This window comes from Bradyrhizobium sp. SZCCHNR1017 (assembly GCF_032381375.1).
GTDB lineage: Bacteria > Pseudomonadota > Alphaproteobacteria > Rhizobiales > Xanthobacteraceae > Bradyrhizobium.
The window spans coordinates 270932-286785 of record NZ_JAUHIR010000007.1; the positions used below are offsets into that span (position 1 = coordinate 270932).

The window sequence follows — 15854 nt, forward strand, 5'->3', positions numbered from 1 at the left end:
TTTATAAATTCCGATTGATTTCGATTTTTTATGTAATAAAAGGGACGAGCCGGTTTCGCCGGCCAGGGACAGAAACGTCGCGCGTCCTCACCCGGGCATCGCGCAGGAGGACACGCTCATGACCCGGTTTCCGGTCGCGGCTCTGCGCAGCGTCGATCTGGGCACGCCAGATCTCGCGCGTTCGGAAGCGTTCTATCGACAGACCTGGGGGCTGGAGCGCGTCGCGGAAGCCCACGGCATCGTCTACCTCCGCGCGACCGGCAGCGACCATCATGTCGTGGCGCTGCACCAGAGCGAGCGCACCGAGCTGCAGGCGGTGACTTTCCGCCTCGCCGAGTCCAGTGATTTCGATGCCATCAGCCGCAACGCCATCCATGAAGGCGCGACGCTGATCGCAGCGCCGGCGCCGAACCCCGGCCCCGACGGCGGCGTGATCATGAGCCTGCGCGGCCCCGAAGGTGGCGTGCTGCGCTTCGTGCATGGCGACATCAGGCACGACGCCAGGCCGCCGCGGCCTGAGCTCCCGGAGCGGCTCGCCCACGTCAATCTCAACAGCACCGATGTCGATCGTTCGGCGGCCTTCTACGAGAGGGCGCTGGGCTTCCGCCTGACCGACCGCTCCGCGGCGATGGCCTTCGTTCGCTGCAATTCGGACCACCATGCCGTCGTGATCGCTGCGGCGAAGGTCAACGGGCTCAACCATGTCGCCTTCCTGATGCCGACCTGGGAAGGCGTGATGCGCGGTGCGGGCCGCATGATCGATGCCGGTCATCCGATCGCCTGGGGCGTCGGACGCCACGGCCCCGGCGACAATGTCTTCGCCTACTTCATCGATCCCGTCGGGACCGTGATCGAATACACCGCCGAGGTGCTGCAGGTCGACGACGACTACGTCGCGCGCGGGCCGGACCATTGGGTCTGGCCGCCCGGCCGCACCGATCAATGGGGCATCGCTCCGCCCAAGGCCGAGCACGTCAAGTCCGCGCAGCTCGCGGTCGGCTACGCCGCCTGACTCGCTTTCCAACTCCAGAGTTTCCAGATCCATGTCCGCCACGTCAGATCACAAGCATTTCGAGGCCGTGATCGTCGGCTTCGGTCCGACCGGCGCCATCGCCGCGAGCCTGCTCGGCATGCAGGGCATCAAAACGCTCGCGATCGACCGCGCTGTCGAGATCTACGACAAGCCGCGCGCGATCGCGCTCGATCACGAGATCATGCGGCTGTTCGACAATCTCGGTATCGCCGAACAAGTCAGCCGGTACGTCGCGCCCTTCCCGGCGTCCGAGCATTTCGGCGCCCAAGGGCAGTTGATCCGCCGCATCGACATGGTCGGCGAGCCCTATCCCCTCGGCTACACGCCGAGCATGGTGTTCACCCAGCCGCCGGTCGAGCAGGTGATGCGCGATCGTGCTCGCCGCTGTCCTTCCGTCACGGTCGAGCTCGGCACGACCCTCGTCGCGATCCGGCAGGATGCGACGGCGGCGACCGTCGTGCTGCAGCGGGCGGACGGTACAGTTCGCGAAGTCACCGCCGACTACGTGATCGGCTGTGACGGCGCCTCCAGCACCGTGCGCCAGCAGCTCGGCATCAGCTTCGACGATCTCGACTTCGACGAGCCGTGGCTGGTGGTCGATCTTCTCGTAAATGACGGCGGTGTCGGCAAGCTTCCGGCCACCGCGGCCCAATTCTGCGATCCCGCGCGTCCGACCACCTACATCATCGGCCCCGGCAACCATCGCCGCTTCGAGATCATGCTGCGAGCGGGGGAAGACCGCCACGCGATGGAGCAGCCGGAGCAGGTCTGGCGTTTGCTCTCACCCTGGCTCAGGCCCGAGGACGCAACGCTGTGGCGCGCGGCAAGCTATCGCTTCCATGCGCTGGTCGCACGCCGCTGGCGCCAGGGGCGCGTCCTGCTCGCCGGCGACGCCGCGCATCAGCAGCCGCCCTTCATCGGCCAGGGCATGTGCCAGGGCCTGCGCGATGCAGCCAATCTGTGTTGGAAGCTCGCGCGCGTGTTGCGCGGCCAATCGACCGCGGCGCTGCTCGACAGCTACGAGATCGAGCGCAGCACGCATGTGCGCGAGCTGACCACGCGCATCAAGGCGATCGGCCGCGTCATCTGCGAGCAGGATCCGGAGGCCGCAGCGGCGCGCGATGCGCGTATCCTTGCCGAAGGCGGCGGCGCGCCGCGCACCATCACCCGGCAGGAGATCGTGCCGCCGCTGACGCAGGGATTGCTCGCAACCAAGGCAAACGCAGCCAATGGCACGCTGTTTCCGCAGCCCTGGACCGCCGGTGATGGCGGGCGTGCCCTGCTCGATACCGTGGCCGGCACCGGATGGCGGCTGGTCCTCGACGGGCGGGGTGCGCTGAACTCGAGCGCGATCGACGCTGCGACCCGCGACGCCGGGATCAGTGTGATCGCCATCGGCGGTCACGGCCTGCACGAGGAGAGCGCCGTCGTCGCACGCTGGTTCGAACGCCACGGCTGCGGCGCCGCGCTGGTGCGACCCGACCATTATGTCTACGGCGTCGCGACGGACGCGCCAGAGCTCGCCGCGCTGCTGAGCGAGCTGAACCAACGACTGCACTCATCATAACAAGAGACTATCAAACGGGGAAACGCCATGACGACATCATCGGACACCGCTAGATCCAGTATGGGAGGACGCGCGATCGCCGTCCTCATCATGCTGTTCCTGTTCCAGACGCTGAACTTCTTCGACAAGCTGGTATTCGGCCTCTCGGCCGTGCCGATGATGAAGGAGCTGGGCTTGAGCCCGAAGGAGTTCGGGCTGATCGGCAGCAGCTTCTTCCTGCTGTTCTCGCTGTCGGGCATGGCGGTCGGCATGTTCGTCGTCGGACGCTTCCCGGTGAAATGGCTGCTCCTGATCATGGCCGGCGTCTGGTCGGCGACGCAGATCCCGATCTTCTTCTCCGGCTCGATCGCCGTGCTGGTGATCTGCCGCATCATCCTCGGCGCCGGCGAAGGGCCTGGGCTGCCGACCGCGCTGCACGCCTGCTACAACTGGTTTCCCGCCGACCGGCGCAGCGTGCCGAGCGCCGTGGTGCTGCAGGGCATCAGCGTCGGCCTCTTGGCCGGCGGTCCGATCCTGACCTACGTCATCGTGAGCTATGGCTGGCGCACCGGCTTCCTGTTCTGCGGCCTGCTCGGGCTGGCCTGGATGCTCGGCTGGTTCTTCATCGGCGGCGAAGGACCCTACTCCGCCCATGCGCCGGAGGCTGCGGCGGCCAAGGACAAGGCGTTGCCGGCGCGCGTGCTGTGGGCCGATCCGACCGTGATCGGCGTCATCATCATGTCGACCGCGTCGTACTGGATCGTCGGCATGTCCGCGACCTGGCTGCCGCCCTATCTGCAGCTCGGGCTCGGCTACAAGCAGGTCGATGTCGGCTGGATCATCTCAGGGATCTATCTGTTCCAGTCGCCGCTGCTGCTCGGCGGCTCCTGGCTGACGCAAGTTCTGCAGCGCAAAGGCTTCAGCTTGCGTGCCTGCCTCGGCCACGCCTCCGGTCTCGCGCTGCTCGCCGCCGGCTGCGCACTGCTGTTGAGCATCGTCACCTCGGGCCCGCTGCAGCTCGCCTGTATCGCGATCGCCTTCGCCGCACCGAGCCTCACCACGATCTTCGGCCCCGTCGCGCTCGGCGCCGTGGCGCCGGCGCTCCAGCGCGGCCGGCTCATCGTCGTGATCTATTCCGGCAACGCGGCATCCGCGCTGGTGTCGAATGCGCTCACCGGCTGGATCGTCGGCGAGGCCGGCGGCAACGCGCCGCTTGGTTACGCCCACGCCATGACCTTCACCGCCGGCGTGCTGATCGTTGGCGCCATCTCGGCCTTCGCGCTGATCTTCCCGGAGCGCACCATCGCGCGCTTCGCGAAATCGGCGCAAGAACCGGCTTCTCCCTCCGCCGTAGCGGCGGTTTCGACCTGAGGACAACGGATGAGATTTGCAAGCTTCACCATCGACAATGCGCCGACCTGGGGACTGGTCGAGGGCACTGACATCGCCGATCTCGGTGCTATCCTGCGCAACCGCTTCCCGGACCTGAAATCGGCGATCGCAGCGGACGCGCTGACGGAGGCGGCTGCAGCGGCCTCGGGCGCAAGGCGGTATCCGCTCTCGGCCATCACCTTCCTTCCGGTGATCCCGAACCCTGACAAGATCCTCTGCATCGGCCTGAACTACGAGACGCACCGCAAGGAGACCGGCCGCTCCGAGGTCGAGAACCCCACGGTGTTCGGCCGCTTCGCCAACAGCCAGACCGGACACCTTACCGACATCATCCGCCCGCGCGTCTCGACCGATCTCGATTTCGAGGGCGAGCTCGCCGTCGTCATCGGCAAGCCCGGCCGCTACATCCCGCGCAGCGAGGCTTGGCAGCACATCGCCGGCTATGCCTGTTACAACGAGGGCAGCGTGCGCGACTTCCAGCGCCACACCCACCAGTTCACGCCGGGCAAGAATTTTCCCGCGACCGGCGCGTTCGGCCCGTGGCTGGTCACGCCGGACGAGATCGACGATCTCGGTCCGCTGCGGCTGCAGACCCGACTGAACGGCGAGGTGGTGCAGGACGCCACGATCAGCCAGATGATCTTCGATATCCCGCGCCAGATCGAGTACTGCTCGTCGTTCACCCGGCTCGAGCCCGGCGACGTGATCGCCACGGGGACGCCAGGCGGCGTCGGCTCCCGCCGCACGCCGCCATTGTGGATGAAGCCCGGCGACATCGTCGAGGTCGAGATCGACAAGATCGGACTGTTGCGGAACGGCATCGCCGACGAGGCGGTGTGAGCGCCCCTGATGTTCTTGACCGTCATTCCGGGGCAGCCCGCCAGGGCTGAACCCGGAATCTCGAGATTCCGGGTTCGATGCTTGCGCATCGCCCCGGAATGACAGCCGAACAACAGTGCCTACTCAATGCGCCATCGCCGGCCCGCCGCCGAGCTTGACCTTGCGCAAGGTCAGCGCCAGCGGAATCGCCGACAGCGAGATCAGCATCAGCGCCCAGTAGACGTCGACATAAGCGAGCAGCGACGACTGCATCTGCACGGTCTGCCCGATCCAGGCGAGCGCCTGCTGCTGCGCCTGGACCAGCGAGCTGCCATGCGCGGTGAAGTAGTTGGTCACCTGATGCAGCGTGTCCTGATAGGCCGGATTGGACGGAATCGCATTCTCCACCAGCCGGCTCTGGTGGAACTGCCCTCGATGCGCCAGGATGTTGGCGGCCAGCGACACCCCGATCGAGCCGCCGGTGTTGCGCGCGGCGTTGATCAGCGCCGAGGCCTGGTCGGTCTTCTCAGGCGGAATGCCGTTGTAGGACGCGGTCGTGATCGACAGGAAGATCAGCGGCAGGCCAATTCCGATCAGCATGCGGGATTCGGCGAAGAACCAGAAATCCACATTGGCGTAGACCCGGGTGAGGTCGTACATCGCGAACGCCACGACGGCCGCGCCCGTCATGATCATGTATTTCGGCTGCACCTTGCCCGAGAGGCGTCCGACGACGAACATCATCGCCATCGTGACGAGGCCGCCCGGCGACAGCACGAGGCCGGCCCAGGTGGCGGTGTAGCCGAAATCCTGCTGCACCATCTGCGGCAGCATCTGCGTGGTGCCGAGCAGGATCGCGCCGGTCGCCAGCATCACCAGGAAGCTGGCGCCGAACTGGCGCGACGCCAGCATGCGGACATCGACCGTCGGATTTTTCTGGTTCATCTCCCAGGGGATCATGGCGATGAAGGCCGCGACGCAGACCGCGGCGGTCACCATAATGAATCGCGAGTCGAACCAGTCGTCCTCCAGGCCCCGGTCCAGCATCAGTTCGAGCGCGCCGAGAAATGTCGCGACCAGCACGAAGCCGACCACGTCAAAGCCATGCGCCTGCTTGCGCCGCTCGGCCGTGACCTCTTCAGGTTCCTTGAGGATGAGCCCGATCAGGATCATCGCGGCGACGCCGACGGGGCCGTTGATCAGGAAGCACCAGTGCCAGGAGACGTTGTCGGAGAGATAGCCGCCGAGCGTCGGACCGACGACGGGCGCGACCACGACGGCGACGCCGAACAGCGCGAACCCCTGGCCGCGCTTTTCCGGCGGGAAGGAGTCGGCGAGGATCGATTGCGCCACCGGCACCATGCCGCCGCCGCCGAGGCCCTGCATGATCCGGAACAACAACAACACCTGCAGATTCCAGGCGAAGCCGCACAGCACCGAGCTCAAGGTGAACAGGCCGAGGCACAGCAGGAAGAAGGTCTTGCGGCCGAAGCGCTTGGCGAGATAGCTCGATGCGGTCAGGATGATGGCGTTGGAGACGAGATAGGTCGTCACCACCCAGGAGGATTCGTCCTGGCTGACGCCCATGCCGCCGGCGACATAGGGCAGCGCGACGTTGGCGATGGTGGTGTCCAGCACCTCCATGAAGGTCGCGAGCGCCACCAGCACCGCGATGATCCACGGACTGCCTGCGGATCGCGACGCGGCGAGCGGAGCAGCCTCACTCATGGCGGACCTCTCTCACAGCACGGCCTTCAGCCGCTCATAGAGCGACGGCTTGGGATCGACGCGAACGGTCGGCACCACCGACATGCCCGGGCCGAGCGCGACGTCCGTCGGCGGATCGTCCATGTCGATCTTGACCGGCACGCGCTGCACGATCTTGACGTAGTTGCCGGTCGCATTCTGCGGCGGCAGCAGCGAGAACGCCGGGCCCGAGCCGGACTGCACGCTCGCGACATGGCCGCGGATCTCGCGCTCCGGATAGGCGTCGATCTCGAGGGTCACGGGCTGGCCGGGCCGCATCTCGTCGAGCTGGGTTTCCTTGAAATTGGCGGTCACCCAGACGTCATCGGGCACGAACATCGAAAGCGCCGTCCCTTGTGCCGCGAACTGACCATCAGCGGCGCTGAGATTGACAATGCGGCCGGACTGCGCCGCGGTCACGGTCGTGTACGACAGATTGAGCTGGGCCTGGTCGCGCTGGGCCTGCGCCTGAGCGAGATTGGCGTCGGCGCTCTCGTGCTGCGCCTTCAGCGACTCCAACTGGCGTTGCGCGACCGAGAGGTTGGCCTGCGCCGAGGTCAGCGCCGCCTTCTGCTGCTGAAGCTGCGATGTGTATTGCTGCTCGCTCTGCACAGTGCCGGAGCCGGTGCGGGCGAGGTCCTGATAGCGCTTGGCCTGCTGCTCTGCGAAGGTCAGCCCGGCCTGGGCCTGCTCGACCTGGGCCTGGCCCGCGATGATCTGCGCCTGCTGCACGTCGATCTGCGCATCGATGTTGCGGATCGCCGCCTGCGCCGACTTCACCTGCGCATCGGCCTGCGCCAGCGCGGTCTTGCAGTCGCGATCGTCGATGCGCGCGATCACGTCGCCGGCCTTGACATGCTGGTTGTCGGTGACCGGGACGGCGGTGATGTAGCCGGAGACTTTCGGCGCAATGGAGAACTGGCGGGCCGCGATGAAGGCGTCGTCGGTGGTCTCATAGTGACCGGCCGCATCGTAGTAGACGTAGCCGCCGGCGCCGACGGCGAGCAGCAGCACGAGACCCAGCGCTGCCCCAAGCGGATGCCGCCGGATCAGGCTCCTCCGGGACCTCTCCTGGCGCTGCCCGTGCTCCGTCGGCGACGGGCCGGGCTCCGCCGCCGGCATCTTGGCCTCGACCTGCTGCCGAGGCTCGCCGGAGGCCCGCCCGCGCCATTGCTGCACGGCCCGATCGCGGGCCGAGACCGCCGGATCGTCGTTGGCCGCCGATGGGACCTCGGCCGATGACAGAGCTTGCTGTGTCATCACGTCTCCTTGAATAGAACGGAACCGTTTCGTTTCTAGAATTGGGGGTGAGGCAGGTGGGACGCAATGGCGAGCCGCGATGCGGACGGCTAAACTTTTCGTCATTGAAGGCCGCCGGCGCGCGTTCCGCTGCGCCTTCACCGCGGTCCGCCGTCAGCAACGTCAACTGCGTTCCGCCGCCGCGGTTGCAGTCTCACGTCATCGCGATGGCTCGATGAACTCGGGCAAATACAACACGCGCACACGGCTGCCGCCGACGGCGCCGGCACCGCACGTCCGGCCGGCGCGGCACCGGCACCTGACGGCGTCCTCAGCGCGCCGGCTCCGGCCCCGCGAGGCGCACGCCGAGCGCCAGCGCGGCAATGACCGGCGGCACGACGAAACACCAGCTCCCCAGGCGCATGAACAGCAGCGCGGCGGCGCCGCAGCCGAGCGCAAAGGCGAGCACGTTGATGGCCATCTGCATGAGCCGCGCCGGCGGCGGCGCTTGGCCCTTGTCGCCGACATAGATCCTGTCGGCGAGATCGATCATCACCTGCGTCGTGGTGCCGGTCATCAGGGTCGAAGGCGGCGAACTCGGCAGATGGATCCGGTGCACGGCATTCTGGATCGCCATCGCCGCGACCAGCACCATGCCGGTGATGATCGCCTCGCGGCTGTCGCCGTCATGGAACGGGCCGAAATGGATGGCGAGCACGGCACCGAGCATGAGCAGCACCAGCTTGACGCCGATCAGGACCTCGAAGGCGCGTGACCACCGCCGGGACAGCAAGGTCCCGGCCAGCCGCGTCGCGATCACGACCACGCAGAACACCGGCAGCGCCAGCAGCTTGGCGATCGCGCCCGAGGTCCCGAGTGCCAGCGCCGCGCCGAACGTCACGAAGTTGCCGGTGACATGCGCCGTGAACAGGCCCTGCAGCGCCAGGAACCCGGCGGTGTCGACATAGCCGGCGTTGACGCTGAGCAGCAGCGGCACCACGTTGCGGGACTCGAATTGCGACATGTCGTCCTACTTTCGTTGCTCAGAGCGCGTATTTCAATTCGATGCCGATGTAGTCGGAGTCATGGCCGCCGGCGCGGCGCAGCGTATCGCCGATCTCATAGTGCACGGCTTCCAACGCTCCGGTGAGGTTGGCGTTGAAGCGATAGTCGGCGCGCAACTGCGCATAGACGCCGGACCACGAGCTGCCCTGCCCCGCAGTGCCGGCGACCGCGACATTGGGCTGGACGTAGATCGCGTCCGCATTGGTCGCGCGCCATTGCAGGCCGATCGCGGCCATGAATGACAGCGCGGCGGTCGGATTCACCGTCAGCGACGGCTTGAGATGGATCAGGTTGGTGTAGCCGGTGAAGCCGGCCAGCGTGAAGTAATAGCCGTTCGGGAACAGCGGATTGAAGGTCTCGATCCTGTTGTCGCCGGGATGGCGGTCGCCGGAGGCGCCGTCGAGCTGAAGGCCGATGCGCGGCTGCCAGGCGAGGTCGGCGAAGGTGTAGCCGGCGCGGGCGCCGGCGCCCCAGGCGCGGATCTGCTTCGCCCCGACCGAGCCCGCCTGCCCCATCGCCTCGAGATCCCAGTCGAAGCCCGCGAGCTTGCCGGCGAAGCGGATGTCCAGCACGTGGCGCTGCTCGAGGCCGGCTGCGTCGAGGAAGCGCGCATTGTCGCGCTGATAGTAGGAATAATACGACGACAGCTCGTTGGTGCCGAGCACCTGGCGCTCGACGCGGAAGGTGTGGAACAGGAACGATCCGTTCGACGTGTCGTCGAACGGACGCACCAGATTATATTGCACCGGCTGGCTGACGAAGCCGATGAAGCGCCATGGGCCGCTTTCCCAGTCGGCCCACAGCGCATCGAAGGACTGGCGCACGTTCGGTCCGTCGCGCGACGACACGAAGCGCTGCAGGTCGAAGTCGAAATCCTGCCGCCCGACCCGGGCCTTGAACGTGCCGCTGTCCGTCGTATTGACATAGGCGAGGAAGGCGAGCCGGAGGTCGAGCGGGTCCTGGTCGACGGACGTGATCTTGGCCTTGCCGAAGGCACGGTCGTCCTCCAGCTGGACGAACAGCTGCCAGTTCTCGTTGAGATGTGCGTCGGCATGGATCTGCAGCCGTTGCAGGAGATGCTGATAGGGTCGCGTTCCACCGATGCCGAAGCTCGCGGCATCCAGGCTCTCGAACCGCTCGCGCAGGTTCATGCCGAACGAGACGTAGCTCTGCGGATGGTCCTGCTGCAGCGGGATGTACTTGATCGGATCTGATGGCGCCGTGCGCAGCGCCGGATCGGCCAGCACCGACCAGTCCTCCTGCCAGCGGTTGGTGCGGATCGCCGGACGCGAGGCGTTGTCCTCGGCGAAAGCTGGCGTGGCTGCACACAGCGCGCCGAGCAGCGTACTCGCGACCAGGGTCTTTCTCAGGAGCCACGCCATCCATGACCTCTCAGGAATCGCCGCAGCATCCTACTTCAATGGCGCATGAATCTCCGCGACATAGCCGCCGGGGAACTGCACCAGTGCCTGCTCGCGTCTGTCCGAGTTGAACGGCTCGACCAGCACGGTGGCGCCCGCTGCTTTTGCCTTGTCGAGCGTGGCCTTGAGATCAGTCACCTCGTAGCCGGTCGTCTCGCGTCCGAACGGATACGGCAGATGGCCGTCGGTGACGAGCACGGTCATGCGGCCGAACACCGACGCGATGCGGATGCGCCGATAGTGATCATTCGGACGGCCGATCTCGACGCCCGGCGCCCTTGGGTCATCGGAGATGACCTTGCCCTTGGAGAAGCGCAGGAAGGCGCGCGTGAAGGTCTCGGCGCGGTCGGCTGATACATAGACGCGATTCTCCGGAACGGTGTCGAACGCCGGATAGGACGGCTTGGTCGTGTGCCAGTATAGCTGCATGTTGACGCCGCCCGGCCATTGGATCACGGCATCACGTCCGATCGGATCGGGGAATGGCGCGACCAGCACGTCGGCGCCGGCGGCCTTGGCCGCCTCGATCGCCGCGTCCAGATCGGTGACCAGATAGCCGGTGCGTTCGGCCCCGAACGGATACGGAATTCCGGTCTTGAAGCCGAACAGCGAGACCGTGCCGACTGGCGTCTGCAACAGCTGCGAGGTCGTGCTGCTCGGAGCAGGCGTCACCGTCGCAACCACCTGCTTGGTGCTCTGGCCGCCGAAGGTGGCGAGGAAGCTGGTGACGAACTTCTCGACGTCGTCCGGCGCGACATAGACATGCGTGGTGTCGTATTGCGCGCCCACGCCGATCAGCGGCGGCGCGTCCTTGGCGAGAGCGGGCGCGGCGAGCAGCGTGGTGGCGATGACGGCGCCGAGCAGATGACGGGAACGGACCATGACGACCTCGAATGAGCAGATGTGGATCAAGCGCGGTGCGTGCGCCGGGAGATGATCGAGACGAGCACGAGGCCGGCGATCAGGCCGAGATGCTCGAAGAAGGCGTTCAGCGCCATGAACCGGTCATGGCCGGACATGTGCCAGAAATCGTTGGCGGCGAGCATCGCAACGAGCGTGAGCACGCCGAGCGCGCCGGCGCCGAGCCAGACGAACCGGTTCGCGATGACGAGCACCGAGCCGATCAGCTCGACGGCGATCGCGGCCGCCGCCCACAGCGCCGCCGGCTGCAGGCCGAAATGCGCCTGCTCGGCAATCGCGCTTGGGAAGTCCATGAACTTCTGGACGCCGCCGATCAGATAGGCTGAAACCAGCGCGACCCGCGCCGCGTGCCACAGCCAGCGCCAGTCGAGCACCGCGGCGATCGGCCGTGGCGTGTCGGACATCCCCGCCATCTCAGACCGCCCAGCAGGCGCAGCCGAGCGCACCCCAGAAGCTCTTGAGATCGGAGACCGGCAGGCTGGAGGACCATGCCCGCGCGTGGTCATGGCCGTGCACGCCGCATCCGCTGGCGCAGCCGCACATCTGCATCGCCTGGGCGCGGACGCCGCCGTGATCGTCCTTCTCCAGCCAGGCGCCGTAGCCGCCGAAGCGGCGCACCGGCGACCACTCCGGCATGGCCGGCGGCGGAGCCGCGTCGTCCAGCGGCTTGAACGCGGCGGCGGCGTAGACGATGCGGCCACCGACCATGGTGAGGTCGCTGGTGATGTCGGCGATCTCGGCCTCCGCACAGGAGAAGAAGTCGCGATCCGGCACGATCAAATCGGCGAACTGCCCGACCGCAATGCGGCCCTTCCTGCCTTCTTCGTTGGAGAACCAGGTGACGTTCTCGGTCCACATCCTGAGCGCGGTCTCGCGATCGAGGCAGTTGCGCTGCGGATACAGCCGCAGGCCACCGACGGTGCGGCCGGTCACCAGCCACGACAGCGACACCCAGGGGTTATAGGAAGCGACGCGGGTCGCGTCGGTGCCGGCGGAGACCTTGACGCCCTTGTCGAGGATCTTCTTCACCGGCGGCGTCGCCTCGGCCGCGCCGAAGCCGTAGCGCTCGACGAAGTACTCGCCCTGATAGGCCATGCGGTGCTGCACGGCGACGCCGCCGCCGAGCGCCGCGATGCGGTCGATCGATTGGTCCGAGATCGTTTCGGCATGGTCGAAGAACCAGTGCAGACCCTTGAGCGGCGTATCCTGGTTGACTTTCTCGAACACGTCGAGCGCGCGCGAAATGGTCTCGTCATAGGTCGCGTGCAGCCGCCACGGCCACTTGTTCTGGACCAGGATGCGCACGACCTCCTCGAGCTCGCCTTCCATCTCGGCCGGCATGTCCGGCCGCGGTACGCGAAAATCCTCGAAATCGGCGGCAGAGAACACCAGCATCTCGCCGGCGCCGTTGTGGCGGAAATAGTCGTTGCCCTGCTTGTAGGTCGAGCTCTGCGTCCAGCGCAGGAAGTCGTCTCTCTCGCCCTTTGGCTTCTGGGTAAACAGATTGTAGGCGAGCCGGATCGTGAGCTGGCCGTCATCGGCCAGCTTCTGGATCACGGCGTAGTCGTCCGGATAGTTCTGGAAGCCGCCGCCGGCATCGATCGCACCGGTGACGCCGAGCCGGTTCAGCTCGCGCATGAAGTGCCGCGTCGAGTTGAGCTGATAGTCGAACGGCAGCTTCGGACCCTTGGCCAGCGTCGCGTAGAGAATCGCCGCATTCGGCTTGGCGAGCAGCAAGCCGGTCGGGTTGCCCCTGATATCGCGCACGATCTCGCCGCCGGGCGGTTGCGGCGTGTCCTTGTCGTAGCCGACGGCGCGTAGCGCGGCGCCGTTCAGGATCGCGCGGTCGTACAGGTGTAGCAGAAACACCGGGGTATCAGGCGCCACCGCGTTCAGCTCGTCGATGCTCGGCAGGCGCTTTTCGGCGAACTGATGCTCAGTGAAGCCGCCGACCACGCGCACCCATTGCGGCGGCGGTGTGATGGCGACCTGGGCCTTGAGCATCGCCATCGCGTCCGCGAGCGAGCGCACACCGTCCCAGCGCAGCTCCATGTTGAAGTTGAGCCCGCCGCGGATGATGTGCAGGTGATTGTCGATCAGCCCCGGCAGCACGCGACGGCCCGTGAGATCGATGATCTTCGTTCGGGGACCGGCGAGCTTCATCACGTCCTGCTCGTGGCCGACCGCGGTGAAGGCGCCGTCCTTGATCGCCACCGCGCTCACCGTGGGATTGGACCGATCGAGCGTCGTGAACAGGCCGTGATGGAGGATGAGATCGGGGTAATCGCTCATGAGGCCTTCTCATTCTGCACAGTAGAATTGGTCGTCTCTGCCCGGCCGTGGTGGCCGGGCAGCAGGCCGAAGATGTGCGTGGCGCAGGCCGCCTTCTGCCACGCGGCAGCAAGCGTGGTGCCGTTCAGGAGCTGCTTGCCCACGGGGATCACCTGCTCTCCGACGAGGATGCCGAGCAGGCCGACCAGCGCCACCAATGGCGGCGCCGGCGAGCGGACCTGAAGCAGGCTGTAGATCACGCCGACCAGCAGCCCTGCCCCGAGCGAAAACAGATAGATCTTCATCGTTCGTCCCGGGACTACTTGGCCCCGCCCTCCGAGGCGTGCTCTCCAAGCGCCCATTTGGAGAAGCGGATCTGGATGCCGTAGGGCGAATGCGCCTTCAGGATCTCCATCATGCCGTCATAGGTCTCGGCACGCGCCCAGTCCTGCTGCAGCTCGAAGGCGAACTGGCACGAGGTGATCGGCACCGCACCGGCCTGCACCGCGCGGTCCATCGCCCTGTTGTGCGCCTCGAGTGACAGGTCGCCGCAGGCATCGGCCGGGATGTAGATCTCATAGCCTTCGCGCAGCATGTCGAGCGTCGGGAACAGCACACAGGCCTCGGTCCAGAGTCCCGCGATGATGAACTTCTTGCGACCGGTGGCAGCGACCTGCTTGCGGAAGCCGGCATCGAGCCAGGAGTTCATCGCCGTGCGGTCGACGATGTCGTGCTCTGGAAACAGCTCGGTCACCTCCGGCATGAAGGGACCGGAGAACGAGTCCTTGGCGACCGTGGTGAGCACGGTCGGAATCTTGAACAGCTTGGCCGCCTTGGCGACGATCTGGATGTTGTTGAACACGCCGAGGCGGTCATGAGACTGCACGCCCTGATACATCGCGGGCTGATAGTCGATCAACGCCACGGCGCAGTTCTGCGGGGTCAGCATTTCGAGCTTGGACACGAGGTTCTCCTTGAAGGGTCGAATCGATCAGGTGAGAGAAGCTCGCGGCGCCAGCGTGGTTGGCGCGAAACGCCGCCACGAGAAGACACCGAAAGCAATGAAAAGAGCGAGCGTGACGAGCTGAGCTGCGGCGAACGGCGGCTCGCTCTGCGTCGGCGCCAGGACATTGAGCACGCCGATCTTCTGGAACGACTGCACGATCGCGACGAAGACGTTGAGATAGAGCGAGAGCAGCGCGGTGACGACGTAGACCCGTCGCCACCATCCCGACAGCGCGAACGCATAGAGTGCGACGCTGGCCGCAATCAACAGCGCGAGCAGGATGATGCCGATGATGCGCGGCGGGTCGAGACCGAACGGCGGCAGCGGAAAGCCGGTCACGCCGGTGAGGAAGGTCGTGACCAGGAACAGCGCCGCCCAGGCCGCCAGATGGCGGCCTGCCATCATGCCGGCGAGCATGACGAGCCCGGTCGCGATTCCGATCAGGCTCAGCACCACGTGGATCTGAAGAAACAGGGCCGTCGGAATTCCCCAGGTCATGCAAGCCTCCTCTGATCAGCCCTTGATAAAGGACAGCAGGTCGGCGTTGATGGTCTCCGCCTCCGTGGTCGGCATGCCGTGCGGAAAGCCCTTGTAGGTCTTCAGCACGCCGTTCTTCAGCAGCCTGGCCGACAGCGGCGCGGAATCCGCGTAAGGCACGATCTGGTCGTCCTCGCTGTGCATGACCAGCACCGGCAAGGTGATCTTCTTGAGATCCTCGGTGAAGTCGGTCTGCGAGAAGGCGACGACGCCGTCGTAGTGCGCCTTGGCGCTGCCCATCATGCCCTGCCGCCACCAGTTCTGGATCACGGCCTCGGACGGCTTGGCGCCAGGCTTGTTGTAGCCGTAGAACGGCCCAGCGGCGACGTCGCGATAGAATTCCGCGCGGCGCGTGGCGACCTGGGTCTGAAAGTCGTCGAACACCGACTTCGGCAGCCCGCCCGGATTGGCCGCGGTCTGCAGCATCAGTGGCGGCACCGCGGCGATGATGGCAGCCTTGGCCGCGCGGCTCTCGCCATGGCGCGCGAGGTAATGCACCACCTCGCCGCCGCCCGTGGAATGGCCGACATGGATCGCGCGCTTGAGATCGAGATGCGCGGTCAAGGCCGCGAGATCGTCGGCATAGTGGTCCATGTCGTGACCGTCGGCGACCTGGGCCGAACGACCATGGCCGCGGCGATCATGGGCGATGACGCGAAAGCCGTGATTGAGGAAAAACAGCATCTGCGCATCCCAATCATCCGCTGACAGCGGCCAGCCATGGCTGAACACGATCGGCTGGCCGGAGCCCCAATCCTTGTAGTAAAGCTCTGTGCCGTCATTGGTTTTCAGAACGGGCATGATTTTCTCCTGCGCGCCAGCCATGCGGTCGCACCAACGAATTTCGTGTCGCGATCG

Annotated in this window: 15 protein-coding genes; 4 read left to right on the top strand and 11 right to left on the bottom strand. The window is 66.2% G+C overall.

Annotation, left to right across the window (positions count from 1 at the left end; all coding sequences use genetic code 11):
• Positions 1-118: 118 nt before the first annotated feature.
• The 4 genes from QW863_RS19390 to QW863_RS19405 are packed head-to-tail and all read left to right on the top strand — an operon-like array spanning position 119 to position 4811.
• Positions 119-1012 (top strand): VOC family protein, encoded by an 894-nt coding sequence (locus QW863_RS19390; protein ID WP_315712736.1) that lies wholly within the window; start codon positions 119-121, stop codon positions 1010-1012.
• A 31-nt stretch (positions 1013-1043) separates the two neighbouring features.
• Positions 1044-2600, top strand: coding sequence for a bifunctional 3-(3-hydroxy-phenyl)propionate/3-hydroxycinnamic acid hydroxylase (locus QW863_RS19395; protein WP_315712738.1), 1557 nt, complete (start codon positions 1044-1046; stop codon positions 2598-2600).
• 27 nt (positions 2601-2627) lie between these two features.
• Complete coding sequence (locus QW863_RS19400) at positions 2628-3950, top strand: MFS transporter (protein WP_315712740.1); 1323 nt, start codon at positions 2628-2630, stop codon at positions 3948-3950.
• Positions 3951-3959: 9 nt separating this feature from the next.
• A complete protein-coding gene (locus QW863_RS19405) occupies positions 3960-4811 on the top strand; it encodes a fumarylacetoacetate hydrolase family protein (RefSeq protein WP_315712741.1) in 852 nt (283 codons plus the stop codon).
• 123 nt (positions 4812-4934) lie between these two features.
• On the opposite strand, the gene QW863_RS19410 is transcribed toward QW863_RS19405, so the two are convergent.
• From QW863_RS19410 to QW863_RS19460, 11 genes are all read right to left on the bottom strand, one after another.
• The gene (locus QW863_RS19410; RefSeq protein WP_315712742.1) at positions 4935-6518 is read right to left on the bottom strand and encodes a DHA2 family efflux MFS transporter permease subunit; all 1584 of its coding nucleotides are present in this window, start codon (positions 6516-6518) and stop codon (positions 4935-4937) included.
• Positions 6519-6530: 12 nt separating this feature from the next.
• On the bottom strand, positions 6531-7658 hold the full coding sequence (locus QW863_RS19415) for an HlyD family secretion protein (protein ID WP_409977947.1): 1128 nt from the start codon (positions 7656-7658) through the stop codon (positions 6531-6533).
• Between the two features lie 448 nt (positions 7659-8106).
• Positions 8107-8799: a YoaK family protein gene (locus tag QW863_RS19420; RefSeq protein ID WP_315712745.1), complete on the bottom strand. Its 693-nt coding sequence runs from the start codon at positions 8797-8799 to the stop codon at positions 8107-8109.
• Between the two features lie 19 nt (positions 8800-8818).
• Positions 8819-10222, bottom strand: coding sequence for an alginate export family protein (locus tag QW863_RS19425; RefSeq protein ID WP_315712747.1), 1404 nt, complete (start codon positions 10220-10222; stop codon positions 8819-8821).
• Between the two features lie 30 nt (positions 10223-10252).
• Complete coding sequence (locus tag QW863_RS19430) at positions 10253-11143, bottom strand: glyoxalase (protein WP_315712749.1); 891 nt, start codon at positions 11141-11143, stop codon at positions 10253-10255.
• Positions 11144-11169: 26 nt separating this feature from the next.
• Positions 11170-11595 carry a DoxX family protein gene (locus tag QW863_RS19435; RefSeq protein ID WP_315712751.1) on the bottom strand — a complete coding sequence of 142 codons (426 nt, stop codon included), beginning with the start codon at positions 11593-11595 and terminating at the stop codon, positions 11170-11172.
• 1 nt (position 11596) lies between these two features.
• Positions 11597-13474 carry an amidohydrolase gene (locus QW863_RS19440; RefSeq protein ID WP_315712752.1) on the bottom strand — a complete coding sequence of 626 codons (1878 nt, stop codon included), beginning with the start codon at positions 13472-13474 and terminating at the stop codon, positions 11597-11599.
• Positions 13471-13758 (bottom strand): XapX domain-containing protein, encoded by a 288-nt coding sequence (locus QW863_RS19445; protein ID WP_315712754.1) that lies wholly within the window; start codon positions 13756-13758, stop codon positions 13471-13473. Before QW863_RS19445 ends, QW863_RS19440 begins: the two co-directional genes overlap by 4 nt.
• Positions 13759-13772: 14 nt before the next feature.
• A complete protein-coding gene (locus QW863_RS19450) occupies positions 13773-14417 on the bottom strand; it encodes a hydrolase (protein WP_315712755.1) in 645 nt (214 codons plus the stop codon).
• 27 nt (positions 14418-14444) lie between these two features.
• Complete coding sequence (locus QW863_RS19455) at positions 14445-14957, bottom strand: hypothetical protein (RefSeq protein ID WP_315712756.1); 513 nt, start codon at positions 14955-14957, stop codon at positions 14445-14447.
• Between the two features lie 15 nt (positions 14958-14972).
• On the bottom strand, positions 14973-15797 hold the full coding sequence (locus tag QW863_RS19460; protein WP_315712757.1) for an alpha/beta hydrolase: 825 nt from the start codon (positions 15795-15797) through the stop codon (positions 14973-14975).
• Between the last annotated feature and the right edge of the window lie 57 nt (positions 15798-15854).

Excerpts from the sequence above, each read along its gene's own strand:
- QW863_RS19390 (WP_315712736.1), top strand. The coding sequence starts at position 119 with ATGACCCGGTTTCCGGTCGCGGCTCTGCGCAGCGTCGATCTGGGCACG.
- QW863_RS19395 (WP_315712738.1), top strand. The coding sequence starts at position 1,044 with ATGTCCGCCACGTCAGATCACAAGCATTTCGAGGCCGTGATCGTCGGC.
- QW863_RS19400 (WP_315712740.1), top strand. The coding sequence starts at position 2,628 with ATGACGACATCATCGGACACCGCTAGATCCAGTATGGGAGGACGCGCG.
- QW863_RS19405 (WP_315712741.1), top strand. The coding sequence starts at position 3,960 with ATGAGATTTGCAAGCTTCACCATCGACAATGCGCCGACCTGGGGACTG.
- QW863_RS19410 (WP_315712742.1), bottom strand. The coding sequence starts at position 6,518 with ATGAGTGAGGCTGCTCCGCTCGCCGCGTCGCGATCCGCAGGCAGTCCG.
- QW863_RS19415 (WP_409977947.1), bottom strand. The coding sequence starts at position 7,658 with ATGCCGGCGGCGGAGCCCGGCCCGTCGCCGACGGAGCACGGGCAGCGC.
- QW863_RS19420 (WP_315712745.1), bottom strand. The coding sequence starts at position 8,799 with ATGTCGCAATTCGAGTCCCGCAACGTGGTGCCGCTGCTGCTCAGCGTC.
- QW863_RS19425 (WP_315712747.1), bottom strand. The coding sequence starts at position 10,222 with ATGGCGTGGCTCCTGAGAAAGACCCTGGTCGCGAGTACGCTGCTCGGC.
- QW863_RS19430 (WP_315712749.1), bottom strand. The coding sequence starts at position 11,143 with ATGGTCCGTTCCCGTCATCTGCTCGGCGCCGTCATCGCCACCACGCTG.
- QW863_RS19435 (WP_315712751.1), bottom strand. The coding sequence starts at position 11,595 with ATGGCGGGGATGTCCGACACGCCACGGCCGATCGCCGCGGTGCTCGAC.
- QW863_RS19440 (WP_315712752.1), bottom strand. The coding sequence starts at position 13,474 with ATGAGCGATTACCCCGATCTCATCCTCCATCACGGCCTGTTCACGACG.
- QW863_RS19445 (WP_315712754.1), bottom strand. The coding sequence starts at position 13,758 with ATGAAGATCTATCTGTTTTCGCTCGGGGCAGGGCTGCTGGTCGGCGTG.
- QW863_RS19455 (WP_315712756.1), bottom strand. The coding sequence starts at position 14,957 with ATGACCTGGGGAATTCCGACGGCCCTGTTTCTTCAGATCCACGTGGTG.
- QW863_RS19460 (WP_315712757.1), bottom strand. The coding sequence starts at position 15,797 with ATGCCCGTTCTGAAAACCAATGACGGCACAGAGCTTTACTACAAGGAT.